The organism is Streptacidiphilus sp. MAP12-16 (assembly GCF_041262165.1).
GTDB lineage: Bacteria > Actinomycetota > Actinomycetes > Streptomycetales > Streptomycetaceae > Streptacidiphilus.
In genome coordinates this window covers 21,325-38,179 of sequence record NZ_JBGCBY010000012.1, presented here as the reverse complement: position 1 = coordinate 38,179, position 16,855 = coordinate 21,325, and the positions used below count along the sequence as shown (strand labels likewise).

At 70.1% G+C, this 16,855-nt stretch carries 19 protein-coding genes, 1 pseudogene and 1 riboswitch; of the genes and pseudogenes, 8 read left to right on the top strand and 12 right to left on the bottom strand.

Translation table 11 applies throughout. From position 1 onward, the window contains the following. Nucleotides 1-30: 30 nt before the first annotated feature. Nucleotides 31-471: pseudogene (locus tag ABIA33_RS17725) on the bottom strand (ice-binding family protein); the annotation flags it as partial. An 823-nt stretch (nucleotides 472-1,294) separates the two neighbouring features. On the opposite strand from ABIA33_RS17725, the gene ABIA33_RS17720 reads away from it, so the two are divergent. From ABIA33_RS17720 to ABIA33_RS17710, 3 genes are read left to right on the top strand one after another with little or no spacing between them, the layout of a single operon-like run. Then, complete coding sequence (locus ABIA33_RS17720; protein WP_370082587.1) at nucleotides 1,295-1,591, top strand: hypothetical protein; 297 nt, start codon at nucleotides 1,295-1,297, stop codon at nucleotides 1,589-1,591. Nucleotides 1,592-1,616: 25 nt separating this feature from the next. After that, nucleotides 1,617-1,808 (top strand): hypothetical protein, encoded by a 192-nt coding sequence (locus ABIA33_RS17715; RefSeq protein ID WP_370082585.1) that lies wholly within the window; start codon nucleotides 1,617-1,619, stop codon nucleotides 1,806-1,808. Nucleotides 1,809-1,813: 5 nt separating this feature from the next. After that, on the top strand, nucleotides 1,814-2,230 hold the full coding sequence (locus ABIA33_RS17710; RefSeq protein WP_370082583.1) for an ester cyclase: 417 nt from the start codon (nucleotides 1,814-1,816) through the stop codon (nucleotides 2,228-2,230). 254 nt (nucleotides 2,231-2,484) lie between these two features. On the opposite strand, the gene thiC is transcribed toward ABIA33_RS17710, so the two are convergent. Then, a complete protein-coding gene (gene thiC / locus ABIA33_RS17705; RefSeq protein WP_370082581.1) occupies nucleotides 2,485-4,314 on the bottom strand; it encodes a phosphomethylpyrimidine synthase ThiC in 1,830 nt (609 codons plus the stop codon). After that, nucleotides 4,309-4,447, bottom strand: a riboswitch (TPP riboswitch). (Overlaps the previous gene by 6 nt.) A 137-nt stretch (nucleotides 4,448-4,584) precedes the next feature. On the opposite strand from thiC, the gene ABIA33_RS17700 reads away from it, so the two are divergent. After that, complete coding sequence (locus ABIA33_RS17700) at nucleotides 4,585-5,922, top strand: YibE/F family protein (protein WP_370082579.1); 1,338 nt, start codon at nucleotides 4,585-4,587, stop codon at nucleotides 5,920-5,922. 100 nt (nucleotides 5,923-6,022) lie between these two features. Here ABIA33_RS17700 and ABIA33_RS17695 read toward each other — a convergent pair whose 3' ends face one another. The 3 genes from ABIA33_RS17695 to ABIA33_RS17685 form a co-directional block, all read right to left on the bottom strand. Beyond that, nucleotides 6,023-6,748: a hypothetical protein gene (locus ABIA33_RS17695; RefSeq protein ID WP_370082577.1), complete on the bottom strand. Its 726-nt coding sequence runs from the start codon at nucleotides 6,746-6,748 to the stop codon at nucleotides 6,023-6,025. Further along, a complete protein-coding gene (locus tag ABIA33_RS17690) occupies nucleotides 6,745-7,281 on the bottom strand; it encodes a SigE family RNA polymerase sigma factor (protein ID WP_370082575.1) in 537 nt (178 codons plus the stop codon). The genes ABIA33_RS17695 and ABIA33_RS17690 overlap by 4 nt, the downstream gene beginning before the upstream one ends. A gap of 61 nt (nucleotides 7,282-7,342) precedes the next feature. Next, nucleotides 7,343-7,951, bottom strand: coding sequence for a hypothetical protein (locus ABIA33_RS17685; protein ID WP_370082573.1), 609 nt, complete (start codon nucleotides 7,949-7,951; stop codon nucleotides 7,343-7,345). 196 nt (nucleotides 7,952-8,147) lie between these two features. On the opposite strand from ABIA33_RS17685, the gene ABIA33_RS17680 reads away from it, so the two are divergent. Then, nucleotides 8,148-8,348 (top strand): hypothetical protein, encoded by a 201-nt coding sequence (locus ABIA33_RS17680; protein WP_370082571.1) that lies wholly within the window; start codon nucleotides 8,148-8,150, stop codon nucleotides 8,346-8,348. A gap of 187 nt (nucleotides 8,349-8,535) precedes the next feature. After that, the gene (locus ABIA33_RS17675; RefSeq protein ID WP_370082931.1) at nucleotides 8,536-10,053 is read left to right on the top strand and encodes an SPFH domain-containing protein; all 1,518 of its coding nucleotides are present in this window, start codon (nucleotides 8,536-8,538) and stop codon (nucleotides 10,051-10,053) included. Nucleotides 10,054-10,149: 96 nt separating this feature from the next. Here the strand turns inward: ABIA33_RS17675 and ABIA33_RS17670 are convergent, their stop codons facing one another. The 3 genes from ABIA33_RS17670 to ABIA33_RS17660 all read right to left on the bottom strand — a co-directional run bounded on the left by ABIA33_RS17670 (nucleotide 10,150) and on the right by ABIA33_RS17660 (nucleotide 11,575). Beyond that, entirely contained in the window at nucleotides 10,150-10,359 is a 210-nt protein-coding gene (locus tag ABIA33_RS17670; RefSeq protein WP_370082569.1) for a hypothetical protein, read from the bottom strand. A gap of 187 nt (nucleotides 10,360-10,546) precedes the next feature. Then, nucleotides 10,547-11,254 carry a thiaminase II gene (tenA, locus tag ABIA33_RS17665; RefSeq protein WP_370082567.1) on the bottom strand — a complete coding sequence of 236 codons (708 nt, stop codon included), beginning with the start codon at nucleotides 11,252-11,254 and terminating at the stop codon, nucleotides 10,547-10,549. A 3-nt stretch (nucleotides 11,255-11,257) separates the two neighbouring features. Further along, nucleotides 11,258-11,575, bottom strand: coding sequence for a cupin domain-containing protein (locus ABIA33_RS17660; RefSeq protein WP_370082565.1), 318 nt, complete (start codon nucleotides 11,573-11,575; stop codon nucleotides 11,258-11,260). A 154-nt stretch (nucleotides 11,576-11,729) separates the two neighbouring features. Between ABIA33_RS17660 and ABIA33_RS17655 the strand changes: the two genes are divergently transcribed. Both ABIA33_RS17655 and ABIA33_RS17650 read left to right on the top strand, forming a co-directional pair. Further along, the gene (locus tag ABIA33_RS17655) at nucleotides 11,730-12,107 is read left to right on the top strand and encodes a phage holin family protein (RefSeq protein WP_370082563.1); all 378 of its coding nucleotides are present in this window, start codon (nucleotides 11,730-11,732) and stop codon (nucleotides 12,105-12,107) included. A 256-nt stretch (nucleotides 12,108-12,363) separates the two neighbouring features. After that, nucleotides 12,364-12,885 carry an NUDIX domain-containing protein gene (locus tag ABIA33_RS17650; RefSeq protein ID WP_370082561.1) on the top strand — a complete coding sequence of 174 codons (522 nt, stop codon included), beginning with the start codon at nucleotides 12,364-12,366 and terminating at the stop codon, nucleotides 12,883-12,885. Nucleotides 12,886-12,958: 73 nt separating this feature from the next. Here the strand turns inward: ABIA33_RS17650 and ABIA33_RS17645 are convergent, their stop codons facing one another. The 4 genes from ABIA33_RS17645 to ABIA33_RS17630 all read right to left on the bottom strand — a co-directional run bounded on the left by ABIA33_RS17645 (nucleotide 12,959) and on the right by ABIA33_RS17630 (nucleotide 16,769). Next, nucleotides 12,959-14,437 carry a globin domain-containing protein gene (locus tag ABIA33_RS17645; protein ID WP_370082559.1) on the bottom strand — a complete coding sequence of 493 codons (1,479 nt, stop codon included), beginning with the start codon at nucleotides 14,435-14,437 and terminating at the stop codon, nucleotides 12,959-12,961. Between the two features lie 490 nt (nucleotides 14,438-14,927). Then, nucleotides 14,928-15,260, bottom strand: a complete 333-nt coding sequence (gene trxA / locus ABIA33_RS17640; protein ID WP_370082557.1) for a thioredoxin — start codon at nucleotides 15,258-15,260, stop codon at nucleotides 14,928-14,930. 50 nt (nucleotides 15,261-15,310) lie between these two features. Further along, nucleotides 15,311-15,721, bottom strand: coding sequence for a MerR family transcriptional regulator (locus tag ABIA33_RS17635; protein WP_370082555.1), 411 nt, complete (start codon nucleotides 15,719-15,721; stop codon nucleotides 15,311-15,313). 79 nt (nucleotides 15,722-15,800) lie between these two features. Further along, nucleotides 15,801-16,769, bottom strand: a complete 969-nt coding sequence (locus ABIA33_RS17630; protein ID WP_370082553.1) for an MBL fold metallo-hydrolase — start codon at nucleotides 16,767-16,769, stop codon at nucleotides 15,801-15,803. Nucleotides 16,770-16,855 lie beyond the last annotated feature (86 nt).

Sequence of the window (16,855 nt, the reverse complement as noted above, 5' to 3'; positions counted from 1 at the left end):
CCCGTTTCGGGCCAGTGCCCGGCCGTCGATGGTCGCCCCGGTGGTCGCCGAGATCGACGTGAGGGCCAGGATGTTGCCCACGAAGATGGAGTTGGTCCCGATCGTCGCGGAGCTGCCCACCTTCCAGAAGACGTTGCACGGCGCGGCGCCATTGACCAGAAGCACCTGGCTGGCGGAGGCCGTCGTCAGGGTCGACCCGATCTGGAAGATGAAGACGGCGTTCGGGTCGCCGTGCGCGTCAAGCGTCAGCGTGCCCGTGAGTCCGATTGAGGACGAAGCGGTGTAGACGCCTGGCGACAGTGTCCGGCCCCCGAGGTCGCCCGTGACGCTCGCATCCGATGCCTGACCCGCAGCATTGTTGTACGCGGTGGTCAGATCCGACTGAGCCTGAAGCGCAACGGAATCCGCGGAGTGCGTGACTCCGTTCACCGTACCGGGGGGGAAGCCGGTGACGGAGGTACCGGGGCTCACGCCGACATCCCCGTTGATCGTGGAAGGTCCGGTGTTCGTGACCGACTGGCCTCCGAGGACCGCGAAGCTGCTCGCCGTTCCGAGTGGAACAGCTACGCCGATCGCGTGCGCGCCGATCTGACTCAGGCTTGTCCAGCTGACAGCGAGGGTAAGCGTGAGGACCGAAGCGGCCCAGGCATTGATTGCGCGCCGATGGGGCGCGGCAGCGCGGATTGCTTTCGTCAAGGCGCCTTAACTCCTTCAGGAGAGTTCGGTGGATCGAGTTCTGTTGCCAATAGGCACTAGTCCCCGAGGCGCACAGGAAGAATTTCGCGAGAAAAAAGACCTTTCAGTGTCCGCTCTCGCCGGAGAGCCATGCGCCCGGAATATGCCAATAACACCGTAGGCATGCCGATTCGCGCGATCGCGGATTGAGAGCGAGGCATTCGAGTGATGCTGCGGCAACATTGACGAGGACAGCGAGCTCGTGTGTATCTGCTGCTTCACCACTGCGCACCGAGGGCCTCATTGACGTGCAGCAGGGCCGGGGCAGCTATGTGCGCGACCGCCAGGCCCGCACCGCCGTGACGTGGAGCAGTTCGTCACCCGCACCGGAGCCCTGTCCGCCACCGGCACCGACCAGAGAGCCAAGGCCGCGGAAGCCCCGGCTTCCGCGACTGGGGCTCCCGCGGTGCCGGGTAGCTGCCGGCTCCCAGCGCGCCGCGCCCGGCTCCAGGTGTTGCGACGGTGCCGTTCCCCCGGACGGCACTCCTCACCGCGCGGTCGGCTGGTCGAGACGGTCAACTGGGATGACCCACAGAACCCTCAACGAGACGGAGTGATCATGGCGATCATCGCTGTGTTTGACCTTCCCGGCATGACCCAGGCCCAGTACGAAGCAGCGACGAACAAACTGAACAAGGGACGCGGCCTGGTCAAGGCTAGCTCGGACTGGCCGGTTCCTGGCCTTATCGCCCACATCTCAGGCCCCAGTCCGACCGGTTGGTACGTGGCGGACGTCTGGGACTCTGAGGAATCCTTCGCCAAATTCGGCGAGATCATCGTCCCGATCCTGCAGGACCTCGGAGTTACCGCTCCGCAGCCGAAGGTGTTCCCAGCATTCAACGTCGTTACTGGCTAATTGACGGGCGGCGGCAGGACATCGCATGCTGCTGTTCGGCTTCCGTCAGCGCCGCAAGGGCGTGACATTCATCGGTCTGTGGCGTGCATTCTTCCGCGCGCTCTTTGGCGTTGGAGGGCGAGCACCAACCTCGCTCTCCTCCGGATGGACCAGCCTCTCTGGCGTGACGCCCTCAAAAGTGGTCGGCTGCTGGACGACACCTTCGCGGCAGAAGTAGGAGCCATGGGCATCGAGGACAACAAGCGGGTGGTGAAGCGGTTCGAGGAGCTTGTGGCCGCCAGGGACGTGGAGCGGCTGGACGAGCTGTGCACGCCGGACATGGTCAATCACGCGTTGGCCCCGGGGCGGCCGGCCGGGCTCGCTGGTACCCGCGAGTTTCTGACAACGATGGCCCAGCTCTTCGAGAACGACCACTTTGACTCGTCGTATGTGGTCGCCGAGGGTGACCTGGTGGTGCAGTTCGGGGTCCGAAGCGGGCATTGGAAGGGAGGGAACCTCTTCGGGTTCCCAGCCCAGAGCGGGAACTACGCGCGGGACGTGGCCTTCGCATATCGGATCGCGGACGGCCGGATCGCCGAGCGGTGGGCGATCCGCGACGATCTGGGAATGCTCCGGCAGTTGGGAGCCCTTCCCAACTGAGCGCCGCCTGGCGTCGGGCCTGCCATCTTGGGCGTGACGCGCCCCAGCTTGTGACTTCATCGGTCCGTGAAGTCCCCTCGCTGCATCGAGGCCGTCCAGGACCGTCGCAGGATGATCCCCTTCGGGCAGCACTCTCCGTCGCCGACTTCAACGAGCGTGCCCGCACCTTGCTCGCCGCTTGAACAACCGGGGGAGTCCCCGAATACGAGATCGGCACCCGCGGCTCATCCCGGGTGCCGACTCGTCTGTGTAGATCAGTCCGCAAGGGACAGGTAGACACGATTGCCGGAAGCTGCGAACTCCGCAGACTTGGCGCGCATCCCCGCCTCAACATCATCGTCGCTGTTCAGGCCCATCTCGCCACCAAAACGCTCGGCTATGGTTCTGGAAATCTTCATGCTGCAGAACTTCGGTCCGCACATGGAGCAGAAATGCGCCGTCTTCGCGGGCTCGGCCGGGAGCGTCTCATCGTGGAACTCGCGGGCGGTCTCCGGGTCGAGGGCCAGGTTGAACTGGTCCTCCCAGCGGAACTCGAAGCGGGCGTCCGAGAGGGCGTCGTCCCAGTCCTGGGCGCTCGGGTGGCCCTTGGCAAGGTCGGCGGCGTGGGCGGCGATCTTGTAGGTGATCACGCCGGTCTTGACGTCGTCCCGGTTGGGCAGGCCCAGGTGTTCCTTGGGGGTGACGTAGCAGAGCATCGCCGTGCCCCACCAGGCGATCATCGCTGCGCCGATGCCCGAGGTGATGTGGTCGTAGCCGGGTGCGACGTCCGTGGTCAGCGGGCCGAGCGTGTAGAAGGGGGCCTCGTCGCAGATCTCCTTCTGCAGGTCCATGTTCTCCTTGATCTTGTGCATCGGGACATGTCCCGGGCCCTCGATCATCACCTGCACGTCCCTCGACCGCGCGATCCTGCCCAGCTCTCCGAGCGTCGTCAGCTCGGCGAACTGCGCCTCGTCGTTGGCGTCCGCGATCGACCCCGGGCGCAGCCCGTCACCCAGCGAGTAGGTGACGTCGTACGCGCGCAGGATGTCGCAGAGTTCCTCGAAGTTGGTGTAGAGGAAGTTCTCCTGATGGTGCGCCAGACACCAGGCGGCCATGATCGAGCCGCCGCGCGAAACGATGCCGGTCTTGCGACGGGCCGTCAGCGGCACGTAGCGCAGCAGCACGCCCGCGTGCACGGTCATGTAGTCGACGCCCTGCTCGCACTGCTCGATGACGGTGTCCCGGTAGACCTCCCAGGACAGCTCCTCCGCCTTCCCGTCGACCTTCTCCAGTGCCTGGTAGAGCGGGACGGTGCCGATCGGCACCGGCGAGTTGCGCAGGATCCACTCGCGGGTGGTGTGGATGTTGCGGCCGGTGGAGAGGTCCATGACGGTGTCCGCTCCCCAACGCGTGGCCCAGGACATCTTCTCGACCTCCTCCTCGATGGAGGAGGTGACCGCCGAGTTGCCGATGTTGGCGTTGATCTTCACCAGGAAGCGGCTGCCGATCAGCATCGGCTCGACCTCGGGGTGGTTCACGTTCACCGGCAGGACAGCGCGCCCGGCGGCGATCTCCGCGCGGACCACCTCCGGATCCATCCCCTCCCGGAGCGCCGCGAACTCCATCTCGGCGGTGACCGTTCCGCGCCGCGCGTAGGCGAGCTGGGTCACCGGCGCGCCGTCGCGGCCACGCCGGGGGCGGCGCGGGCGGCCGGGGAAGACCGCGTCCAGGTTGGCCAGGCCGCCGCGCGGCGAGGTGTGCTTGAGCCCATCGTCCTCGGGCCGTCCCTCGCGCCCGTGGTACTCCTCGACGTCACCGCGCTGGCTGATCCAGCCCTCGCGCAGCGGCGGCAGCCCGCGCCGGACGTCGGCCACGTACGCCGGGTCGGTGTACGGGCCGGAAGTGTCGTACAGCGGGACGGTTCGGCCGTTGCTGAGCTGGACCTCCCGGTAGGGAACGCGCAGGTCGGGGCGTGAGCCGCTGCGGTACGCCTTGCGCCAGGCAGGCGTCGGGTATCCGGTACCCGTGCTGGAGGGGGCGGTGCTGGGGGTGGAGCTGGGGGCGCTGTCGGGGACAGACTGCTGCGCTGCTTCGTGCATGGTCATGAGACCCACTTCTCCCTACGCCGGCATTACCCGGTCAGGTTCGTGCGGTCGGCGCAAGCAGCTGCCGTACTCATCCGTGTACGGCGGTCAGCGCCCTCTCAGCCCGGTGCTCCGAGCTCCCGCGTCTGCAATCGAGATGCCGACACCGTAGCGAGCGCGGGCACGGGTTGACCAGTGGACGTCCGGCGGCCGGGATCTCCGTGGGTCCTCGGCGGATGCCGGGGTCGTCGGGTACGGTTCACTCCGCGCGTACCGGAAGGACCCCCTCCCGTGGCTGGAACCAGCACCCGGCATGACGAGCTCGGCCACGACTCGCTCCACCATGGCCACGGGCACAGCCACGACCATGGACCAGCGACTCCGGCGTCCCGGCGGCTGCGCTGGATCATCGCCGCGGTACTGGTGCCGTTCGCCGTGGCGGTGGTGGCCGGAATGGTGCTGCTCTGGCCGGGCAGGCTGCCCGCGCACGCCTCGACCGGCATCGGCTTCGACCAGCCGACCGTGAGCGGGACGGTGACCGGGACGAAGACGGTGGTCTGCGGTGGGGGAGCCACCAGCGACCCGGCCGCCCAGGCAGCTCCGAGCGGCCAGGCAGGCCAGGGCGCCTGCACGCTGGTGACAGTGCTGGTCACCAGTGGCAAGGACAGCGGGAAGTCGGTCCAGCAGACGCTGACCCCGGACCAGACCGCCGTCTACAGCGCGGGCGAGAAGGTCGTCCTGGACTACTCGCCGACGGCGCCGGCCTCGCTCCAGTACTCGATCGGCGACGCCGACCGCACCCTGCCGTTGGCCGTGCTCGCGGGGGTCTTCGCCCTCGCTGTGGTCCTGGTCGGCCGGCTCCGCGGCCTCGCCGCGCTGGTCGCGCTGACGATCAGCTTCGCCGTGCTGTCGCTGTTCGTGCTGCCCGCGATCCTCAAGGGCGAGGACCCGCTGACGGTGGCCGTGGTCGGCGGCGGCGCGATCATGCTGATCGCGCTGTACCTCTGCCACGGGCTGTCGGCCCGCACCTCGGTGGCGGTGATCGGAACGCTGACCTCGCTGGCGCTGATCGGCTTCCTGGGGAAGGAGTTCATCGGTCTCACCCACCTCACCGGGAACACCTCCGACGAGACGGCGCTGGTCCACTCCCTGTATGCCGGGATCAAGCTGCCTGGGCTGCTGCTCGCCGGGGTGATCATCGGCTCGCTGGGCGTGCTCAACGACGTCACCGTCACCCAGGCGTCCTCGGTCTGGGAACTCCGCGCCGCCGACCCGTCCATGGGTGCGCGGGCGCTGTACCGGGCGGGCATCCGGATCGGCCGCGACCACATCGCCTCGACCGTCAACACCCTGGTGATGGCCTACGCGGGCGCGGCCCTGCCGCTGATGCTGCTGTTCTCGATCGCCAACCGGGGTGTCTGGACGGTCGCCACCAGCGAGATCGTCGCCGAGGAGATCGTCCGTACGCTGGTCGGCAGCATCGGTCTGATCGCCTCGGTGCCGCTGACGACGGGCCTTGCCGCGCTCGTCGCGTCCCGCGACGGGCGGCGGCCGGAGAGGACACTTCCCCGCCCGCGCGTGAGCAGCGAGGCGGCCGACGGTCGGGCCCGGCACCGCCACCGGCGCTGACGCGCTCCACGCCCGACAGACCGAGCCGCAGACCGCCCGAGCCGTAGGTCTCCCGAACCACCAGTCTCCTCAGCCACCGGTCTCCCGAGCCGGTTCGGCGTCAGGAGACTGCCAGCACCTGCCCCTGCGCGTCGTAGACCGTGATCTTCGGGCTGATCCCGGCCAGCCCTCCCGAGATCGGCGGCCCCCACACGTAACCCGTCGCATAGCCGGGCCGTCCCGGGAGGGTCACCACCGTCGCACGGTAGGTGGTGCCGCCGACCTCGACCGTCATCCGCGCCACCTGACCCGAGCCGATGTACAGCGGCGTGTACATCGTGCCCGACTGGTCGCCCATGATCTGCTGACTCACCGTACCGGGCCCCTGGTTGCCGTCCGTCACGCTCTTGCAGGTGGAACCACCCGGCTGCCCCAGGCCTGCGCAACGCTGACCGGCCGTCAGCGTCATCCACATCCCGTGGCCAAAATCGACCGTCCGGCCGGACTGCACCACCCGCACGGACGGCCAGGCGCCCGTCGGCGAGGCCGCGAGCGACGCCGTAGGCTTTGCGCTGTGCTGCGTCCGAGTCGCCGTCACCGTCGGGGCCGTCATCGGCGCGACCCGGGTGACCGGTCCGCCCCCGCCGCTCCCCCACAGCAGCACTCCCACGACGGCGGCCGCCAGGGCCGCCGGCAGCACGAGCCCCAGCCCCACCGCCCGCCGGATCCGCCGACGCCGCCGCCGGACCCGTCCCCGTACCTCTCCCGCCCGGGCGGACCACGGCGACGGTTCGAGGCCGGTGGCCTCGTCCTGCAGTGCGCGTCGCAGCATCTCCTCGTCGCTCATCGGTCCTCCCCTCGTTCGACGTCGACCGGTACGGCGTAGGCCGCCAGCGCCGGGTGGGCACGGAGCTTCTGCAGGCCCCTGCTGGCCTGGCTCTTGACGTTGCCGGGCGAGCAGCCCAGCACGTCGGCGACCTGCTGCTCGCTCAGGTCCTCCCAGTAGCGGAGCACCACCACCGCGCGTTGCCGCGGGGGCAGTGCCGCGAGCGCTTGCAGCAGCAGCGAGCGCTGCTCGACCTGGCCGTCCTCCGACTGCTGGGCGCGTTCCGGGAGCAGCGGCGTCAGCAGGTGCAGCACCCGGCGCCGCCGGTACCGGCTGAGGTTGTTGTTGACCAGGGCGCGGTGGACGTAGCCGTCGGGCGAGTCCAACCGCCTGATTCTGGACCATCCGGGGAACACCTTCGCCAGGGTCGCCTGCACCAGGTCCTCGGCCTCGTGGTGGTCCCCGGTCAGCAGGTAGGCGGTGCGCACCAGGCGCTGCCAACGCAGCGAGGCGAAGGCCTCGAAGTCCAGTTCGTCCCAGTCGGTTTCGGCCACCGCGCCCTCCGCTGCCCGCCCCGAGCGCCGCTGGACCTCGGGGCGGACCAAGGACGGCGCGTCAGAGCCGGGCAAGGACCGTACCGGACGCGCCGTACACCGTCACGACGACATCGCCGAACGGAGGCTTCCCGGGCTTGGCGGGGTCGGGCGCGCCCCAGCCGTAGCCGATCGCGTATCCGGGCCTGCCGGCGAGCGTCACGACGCGCAGTTCGTACGTCCGCCGGCCGGCCTTGACGGTCATCCGGACCGGCTTTCCGCTGCCGATGTACAGCGGGCGGTAGAGCGTCCCGGTGCGGTCCCCGTAGGTCTGCAGGCTGACCGAGTCGGGGGCCTGGTTGCCGTCCGTCACGCTCTTGCAGGCGCCGTAGGGACCGTGCTGGTCACCGTCGCAGACTCCGGTCGCGGTGAGTTCGGTCCACAGGCCGTGGCCGAGGTTCACCCGCTGCCCCGGCTTCACCACCAGCACCGGCGGTGCGGAACGCCGGCTCGGGACGGCGGCGCGCGGACTCGCGACGGCAGCCGTCGGCCGCGCCGCCACCACGGCCGCCACGGCCGCTGTGGTCCGCGCCGGCCGGACGGACCCTCCGCTGTCCAGCGCGGCGTACGCGGCGACCGGGACGGTCAGCGCCGCCGCCGTCACCACCGCGACCGACAGCGGCCTCAGCACGGACCTTCGTGATGCCGCACGAGCGAACATCGACCCAACCCTCTTTCCTTCGCAGACGCTTCGTCAGGCTTCCCGGGAGAAGCACTCCCCGTCCGTACTCACCTCCGCGAGGTCGAACAGGTTGCACGCGGGTAAGGTCCGAGTTGGCTAGACGCGTGGGGGCAGCGGGGAGACACGAGGAAGCGCGGGGGCAGCGATGGTCGGCAGGCAGGGGCGGGTCACCGGGACGGTCGGGCCGGGCCTGGTGGGCGAGGTGGTCATCGCGATCCGGGGTGGTTCGGAGGCGTTCCTCGCCTACCCCGCCGTGGCGGGGGAGCGGATACCGACCGGCGCGGTCGTGGTCGTCCAGGAGTACCACCCGCCCCGGACCGTGTATGTGGCGCAGGTCTACTCCTGAGGACCTGGTCGCGCCCTGTCGCGCACCGAATACCTTCCGGGCACCAACTTCTCGTAAAGAGAACCACCCCGCCTTTCCCTCCTCCGACAGACGGGTGCACACTTCCGTTCGGTCGCCGTATCAGCCCGCGCAACCCTGCACAATCGCGCAGCCACGGGCACGGTGACGCAGAAGGGGGAATGTGCCGATGTTTGTCGGCGTAGTGGCAGGGGCGGTCGTCGTCGCCCTGGTTGTCCTGGTTGTGTTGTTCAAGATGATGTGGCGGGTGGCCGAGCCCAACGAGGCCCTGGTCATCTCCGGCTCCAAGCACAAGACCGCGGGTGTCGACGACGGGATGGGCTTCCGGATCGTCACCGGGCGCGGCACCCTCGTCACCCCGGGGCTGCAGGTCGTCCGCAGGCTCTCGCTCGACCTCAACGAGGCCGACCTGGACGTCGAGTGCGTGACCAGCCAGGGCATCCCGGTGCGGGTCAAGGGAGTGGTGATCTTCAAGGTCGGCGACGACCAGGCGTCGATCGCCAATGCCGCCCGCCGCTTCCTGGACCAGCAGAAGATGATGGGGAGCCGGGTGCACAACGTGTTCGCCGGTCATCTGCGGTCCATCGTCGGCGGTCTGACCGTCGAGAACATGATCCGCGACCGGGAGCGCCTCACCGGCGAGACCCGCGCGGCCTCCGGGTCCGAGATGGAGAAGCTGGGTCTGATCATCGACTCACTGCAGATCCAGGAGATCCTCGACCCGACCGGTTACATCAAGAACCTCGCCGCACCGCACGCCGCGGCCGTCCAGCGGGACGCCCGTATCGCGCAGGCCGAGGCCGACCGGGCGGCGACCCAGGCAGAGCAGGAGGCCAACGCCCGCAAGGCCGAGTCCACCCGCAACAGCGAGATCCTGCAGGCTGGTTACCGCGCCGAGATGGAGAAGGCCACGGCGCAGTCGCAGCAGGCAGGGCCGCTCGCCGAGGCTGCGGCCCGGCAGGAGGTCGTGGTCCAGGAGACGCGCGTGGCCGAGCTTGAGGCCCAGCGCCGCGAGCAGCAGCTGCAGATCGACGTGCGCAAGCCCGCCGACGCCGCCGCCTACCAGACCCGTACCGTCGCCGAGGCGGAGCGTGACGCGCGGATCTCCGCCGCGCAGGCGCAGGCGCAGGAGACCGAGTTGAGGGCCGCCGCCGAGGCGACTCGGGTGAAGACGGCGGCGCTGGCCGACGCCGAGGCGACCAAGGCGCACGCGCTGGCGCAGGCCGACGCGACCCGGGCCTCCGGTGAGGCCGAGGCTGCCGCCGCCAAGGCACGCGGCCTGGCACAGGCAGCGGCGGTCCAGGCCCAGGGCCTGGCGCAGGCCGAGGCGGCGAAGGCGCTGGGTCTGGCCGAGGCCGAGGCGATCAAGGCGCGCGCCGCGGCCCTGGCCGAGAACCAGGAGGCCGTGGTCGCACAGCAGTTGGCCGAGAACTGGCCGGAGATCGTCCGGGCCGGCGCGTCGGCGTTCGGCAACGTGGAGCACATGGTGCTGCTCAACGGGGCTGAGGGCATGGGTGAGATGTTCGCCAAGGCGTTGACCATGGGCGGTACGGGTCTTGGTCTGGCCCGCCAGCTGCTCGGTCAGATGAAGGAGCAGTCGCCGGCAGCTCCTTCGCTGAACGGCAGCACGCCGAAGTCGGAGCAGATCCCGGTCCAGTCGGACGGGCCCGAGGGACGTACCGGCTGACCCTGGCGTCGTCCAGCGCAGCGGGCCCCGTACCGGTCTCGGTACGGGGCCCGCTGCGCTGCGCGGTCTCTCAGAACCGCCTGCCGGTGCTGCCTGTCAGCGTGATGCCTTCTTGACCAGGATCACCACGACCGCGCCCAGCGCGACCACGAACAGCGCCCGGATGATCCAGCCGATGATCCAGCCGATGACGCCGAACACCGCGCCCACGATCGCCGATGCCAGCGACAGCGCGACGATCAGCAGAATGACGGGGACCACGATGTTGCGGAGCCACCCGGGAAGCGTCTTCCAGATCTCGCTCATGTTGTCCGTCCTCCCCCACGGGGTGTCCCGGGGCCTCGGGGCCACCGGGCCCGCCTGTTCGTTCCTGTGTCTCGATCGTACGGCCGCGCAGGGCGGCGATGGACAGTTGGTGCCCCTGAGAAGTCCCGGATAAGACCCCGATCAGCGGGGCCGGGATCTCCCCGGAGGCGTGCCTCGGGGATGTCCCTCAGACCGGCCAGGTTTCGGCCCGCCAGGCGGCGTCCCAGAACATCCACTCGTAGCGGGAGGTGGTGGCGAAGTGCTGGACGGCGCGCTGCCGCTCGGCAGGGGAGAGCTCGTCGCCGATGCGGTCGGTGAGGGCGAGGACGCGGCGGACGACGGACTGGAACGCCTCGTCACCGTAGGTCGCGATCCAGCGGGCGTAGAGCGGATCCGGGGACGACTTGGCGAGCAGTTCCTCGCCGACCCGGGCGTAGATCCAGTAGCAGGGGAGCACGGCAGCGAGCCCCTCGGCGAAGGAGCCGCCGTAGACGGTGGCGAGCAGGTAGCTGGTGTACGCGCGGGTGGTCGGCAGAACGTCGGCGTCGACCTCGGCGTCGACCTCGGCAGCGACGTCGGCGGCGGCGTCGAGGGCCCCCGGCGCCGGGTCGGCCAGGTCGCGCATGAACTCGGCGTGCATTCCCTGCTCCGCCGCCAGCGCGCCCACGGCGTCGTCGGCGAAGGCGCGCACGTCCTCCTCGGTGGGCGCCTTGGCGGCGCAGAGCGCGAGCGCGCGGGCGTAGTCCCGGAGGTAGTGCGAGTCCTGGACGACGAAGTGGCGGAAGGCGGCGCGGGGGAGGGTGCCGTCGGTGAGGCCCTGCAGGAACGGGTGCTCCAGGATCGCCTGGTAGACCTCGTCTCCGGACGCCCAGAGCTGCGCGCTGAAGGTGGTCAACAGTCAGCTCTCCGGCGGCGAGAAGACGACGAGCACGCGGAGGTCCTCGCTGATGTGGTGGAAGCGGTGCGGCATGCCCGCCGGCACGTAGACGACGCTGCCCCGACCGACGGTCGTGGTCTCGTCGCCCACGGTGAGGTACGCCCGCCCGCTGACCACGACGTAGACCTCGTCCTGCTTGTGCGGGTTCTGCGGGTCCGACGCGCCCTGATCCAGTGCGTACAGACCCACGGACATCGTGCGCTCGTTGAGAAAGCGCAGGTACGCGCCCTTGTTGGCGGCACGCTCGGCGTCCAGGTCGTCCATCCGGAATACCTGCATCGGATCCCACCCTCCCTGCGGTCGGTTGCCCCGTATTCAACCAGTCCCGCGTCTGTGGATGATCCGTGGATGATCTGTCCCGAGTCGGTACCAGCTCCGCGGAGAGCGTCGGGAGGACTTTCGCCGCACCCCGGACGCCTGCGACGATCACAGCATGTTGCGCTTCGTGGTCAAGACCCTGATCAACGCGGCGGCCATCTGGGTCGCCGCATCGATTGTCCAAGGCATAAGCCTCACTTCGGCAGACTGGCAGCACCAGACACTGACCGTGGTCCTGGTGGCCCTGATCTTCGGCGTGGTGAACTTCGCCATCAAGCCGATCGTCAAGCTGTTCTCGCTGCCGTTGTTCCTCCTGACGCTCGGGCTGATCACCTTCGTGATCAACGCCCTGATGCTCTGGCTCACGTCCTGGGCCTCGGGCAAGCTCAACCTGGACTTCCATGTGAACGGCTTCGTCCCGGCGCTGCTGGGCTCGCTGATCGTCAGCATCGTCGCCTGGGCGCTGCACCTGGTTTTCCAGGACGAGGACTGACTCCCGCGCCCGCAGCTTCAGCCGCCCGCCCTTCCGTAGCACGGCCCTTGGCAGGCCCGTGCTGCGGGAGGGCCCGTCGCCGCGGAAGGCAACTGGTTTCACACCCGGTTCCGCGCGGCACACTGCTGGGAACAGCTCGCTCGCCGGATCGCTCGGAAGACTGCCCGGCAGCACTCTCGGCACGTGGCACAGCACGGAGGCATCCATGGGTCCTGGGGACCGTCGGAACCCGCAGCCAACATCCCGGGTGGCATCGGTGACACCCCCAGTGACGCGCCCCGTGGTCAAACGCACCGCCCGCGCCATCCTCCTCGACGACGGGCCGCGCGGTCGTGAGCTCGTGCTGATCAAGCGGACCAAGCCGGGGCGACCGCCGTACTGGATCACTCCCGGCGGCTGCATGGAGCCCACCGACCCCACCGTGGTCGACGCCCTGCACCGGGAACTCTCCGAGGAGCTCGGCGGCAAGGCCGCGGACGTCGTCCCCGCCTTCGTGGACACCGTCCCCTACAGCCACCACGACGACGGCACCCTGGCACATCCGCACGGCGTCAAGGTGCAGCACTTCTTCGTCTGCCGGCTGGAGTCCATGGACGCTTCGCTGCGCCACGGCCCGGAGATGGACGAACCCAACGGCGAGTACGAGATCGTCCGGCTGCCCTTCACCCGCGAGGGCGTGACCTCGGTGAACGTGGTGCCGCCGGCGCTGCGCGCGTATCTCGCGGCGAACATCGAAGGGATCGGCGCGCTGCTCGCCGACGACCTGGGCTGCGCCTGACCCCCACCGCCTGACCCCCACCTCCCGAGTCCAGCCTCCCGCCGTCCCGCTGTGCTGCCGTCCCGCGGTCCCGCTAGAGCTGGTCCGGCAGGTCGTGGTGGATACGCTCGCCCGGCACGCCCGCACCGAGCAGCGTGGCCGAGGCGCGCCGGATCATCGCGGCCGGCCCGCTGACGAACGCCTCGTACTCCTCCCAGGGTCCGAATCGGCCCACCACAGAGGGCAGCGAACCGGACAGGCCCACCTCGACCGGCGCTCCCTCGGACACCACGGTCCGAACCGACAGCCATGGATGACGGCGCGTCAGTTCGAGTAGCTGCTCCCGGGCGTAGAGGTCCGCCGCCCGGCGCGTCCCGTAGAAGACCTCGACCGTGCGGGGGCGCCCATGGGCGGCGATCTCCTCGACGAGGGCCACCATCGGCGCGATTCCGGTGCCACCGCCGACGCACAGCAGCGGCGCGTCGCTGTCGTGGTCCACAACCATCGTCCCGGCGGGCGGCCCCAGTCGGAGGACGTCCCCCGGCTGGGTTCGGTTCACCAGAGCGTTGCTGACCCAGCCCGCGGGTACGGCCTTGACCTGGAGCGTGATCAGTCCGTCCGGACGCGGCGCGCAGGCCAGCGAGTAGTGGCGCCAGACCCGGGGCCACAGCGGTACCTCCAGGGTCGTGTACTGCCCGGCCCGATAGGGGTACGGCTGGTCGGTGCGCAGGTTGACCACGGCGATGTCGGCGGCCCAGTGGTCGACGGAGAGGACCTCGGCCTGCCACCAGGGCGGCGCGGTGCGGGAGTCCTGGACCGCGGAGCCGATCATCACCTGGGAGATCGCCCGGTAGATGCGGCGCCAGGCGAGCTCGGTGGGCTGGTCCCAGTAACGTCCGCAGTAACGTTCCAGCGCTGCCAGCAACGCTTCTCCCACCGGGGCGTAGTGCTCGTCGCGCACCCCGTACTTGCGGTGCCCACGGGCCAGCCGGTCCAGGTACTCGGTCAGGACCGCCGGCTTGTCGGCAGCCTGCCCGGCCGCCAGCAGCGCCCGGAACAGCCGGTCGCGCTGCAGGTCCATGGCGGCGGGGAACAGCGCCCGCAGTTCGGGGTGGCGGAGGAAGAGGACGGCGTAGAAGTGCGCGGTCGCCCGGTCGGCTACCGGCTCCAGGACGCTGAGGCTGCGGCGCACCAGGGCGATGTCCTCGGCGGTCGGGCCTGCGCTCGCGGCGGAGCTCGGAGCTGCGCTCGGGCCTGCACCCGCGCCGGAGCTCGCGGCGGCGGGCGGCACGGCGGGCGAGGCCGACGCGGCGGAGGCCGCGCGCGCGGACAGTGGCAGCACCGCCACCGCCGTGTTGGGCAGCAGGACCGGCGGCGGGGCCGTGGGCGGCCGGGCCGATGGCGGGGTCGTGGGCATCGGTGGCACTGCGACCGGCTGCATCGGCGTCGTGGACGCCTGCGGCTGCTGGACCGCCCAGGCCCTGCTCCAGGCGTCGCCGGGGCCGGCCCAGTTCAGGCCCGGCGCGTCGGTGATCATGGGGGCGAAGGCGGGGCGGAGGGGCGCGGCCTCCACACGTGTTACCGCCTCCGACTGGGGCGCGGGCTCCGGTTCCGCCGGCGGGGGCTGCTCGGGTGCGGCGACCACCTCAGGCACCGGGGCTTCGACCGCCTCCGGGGGCTCGTCCGGCGGCGCGCCTTTTCCGGCGCGGCGCTTTCCGGGCTGTCCGGACGGCGGCAGGGATTGTTTCGACTGCCTGATACGCGACAGGCCGTTTCGATTGAGAGCGCTTCCGATCGACACCTTTCGGTTTCTTCTCCCGTCGTATCAGCGCAGTCCGACAGCGACGATTCGTGCGGCGGCGGCGGGCAGACCTCCTGCCAACCGCAGCGTGGCATGAGCAAACAGCTCATCCCATAAATAGTGAGAAGAATGGGGCGCGCGAGACACAAACGCGCTACCGTCCGCCGCGCACTCACGCCCCGCACGCCCCTCGGCGTTGCCATGCCGCGGCTCAGGCCTCGCTCCGGCACCCGTCGCGCGCCCGCGCCCTCCCTCGCCGCCCTCAGACCAGGTCGGCGAGCTCCTGCAGCAGCCGACGCTTGGGACGGGCCCCCACCAGCGACTTCACCGGCTCACCCGCCTGAAAGACCATCAACGTGGGCATGGAGAGCACTCCGTACGCGGCCTGGGTCGCCGGGTTGGTGTCCACGTCCAACGTCGCCACCTTCAACCGACCCTGCTGCTCCCCGGCCACCTCCGCCAGCACCGGCGCGATCATCCGGCACGGCGCGCACCAATCCGCCGTGAAATCGACCAGAACCGGAATGTCGGAACCCAGAACTTCGGACGCGAACGTCTCGTCCGTCACCGTCAGAACACCCTCGACCTGCACCATCTCCCGCTCCCCTTACCCTCTGTCGTCATTGTCGTCGTCGTTCAGGAACGTCAGTCCGCGGATTCCGGCTTCAGTTCGCACAGCGGCTCACCGGGATTCCCGGCCGTCGCCTCGACCTGAGCCCGCAGCAACTGTCCGCTCACCTGCTCGCGCACGGCCTGCAGCCGCTCCAGGCACTCGTCGATCTCGGCGAGCTTGCGCCGGTACACCGCCAGCGAGGCCGGGCACGAGTCCCCCGAGGGATGTCCGGCCCGCAGGCAGTCGACGAACGGCCGGGTCTCCTCCAGTTCGAAGCCGAAATCCTGGAGCAGCCTGATCTGCCGCAGCAGCCGCAGATCCTCCTCGCCGTACGAGCGGTAGCCGTTCCCCGCACGCCGGGCCGGCAGCAGGCCACGGGACTCGTAGTACCGCAACGTGCGCGTGGTCGTCCCCGCGCGCTGCGCCAACTCACCGATCCGCATCCCGAACCCCTTCCGCCGGTCCCACACCACGACGGTAGACGTTGACCCTGACGTCAACGCCAGCTCGGACCGACCGGTCTCATCCGCGCACTCGGCAGTTCTCGGCCGCTCCCAGCTCGAGCATCATGGGCAGCGTCAACTCGGCGTATGTCTCGTTCACGGCCTGCACCAGCGCCGCCGCGTCGTGCGGATGCTCCGCAAGCCGGGCGTCGAACTCCCGCAGGTAGCCGGCCGTGAAGTCGAGCACCCGCTGCGCCTCGTCGTCGTGCCCCGGCGCCCGGTGCCCGGCGATCACCCGGGTCGCTCCGAGGCCGCGCAGCACCTCCAGGTTCGCCAGCCAGTCGGCGCGCTGCCCGGGTGTGGTCTCGGCGGTCCACAGGTGGGTGCCGTTGTAGACCAGGTCACCGGCGATCACCGTGTCCGCGCCGGTGACGTTCACGACGCTGCTGGCGGCGCAGTCGCCCTGGCCGAGCGCCAGCACGTCCAACTCGGCGCCGTCCACCCGCAACCGCCGGCCGGGCAGCGGGCCCGGCACGATCGGGAACGAGGTCACGTCGTCGCCGAAGACGGGCTGCCACTGGGCGACCTTGGCCAGGCCCGTCTCGACGATCCCGTCGATCACCTCGGGGACGGCGTACACGGGTGTGCCGGGGAACAGGCGCAGGATCTCCTCGGTACCGAAGTAGTGGTCGGGGTGCGGGTGGGTGATCAGTACCGCGGTCAGCCTCCGCGCCTTGCCCGCGACCCACTCGGCCAGCTCGCGCCCGGCGCTGCGGGTCAGCTGGGTGTCGACCAGGAGGGCCTCGGTGGGGCCGTAGACCAGGGCGGAGGTCGCGAAGAACGCCGCCTCGGGGCCGGTGAAGACATCCACCTCGACCGCCGCGGCGCCACCCGCTGCCCGAGCCTGCTCGGCCGACTGTGCCGAGACCTGCTCAGGACCGCCCGGCTCCGCCGCCGGCTCCTGCGCGCGCTTCTCGGCCTGCGCCCGCTCCTTGTCCTCGCGCCGCCCCCTGCGCCGGCTCTCGCGCCTGCCCTCGCTCTCGGCCATCGCCCCGCTCCTCCGCTGCCACTGCCCGTCCGCTGCCACTGCCCGCGAGCACCCCGCTGATGACCACCCCGCTGGTGACCACCACC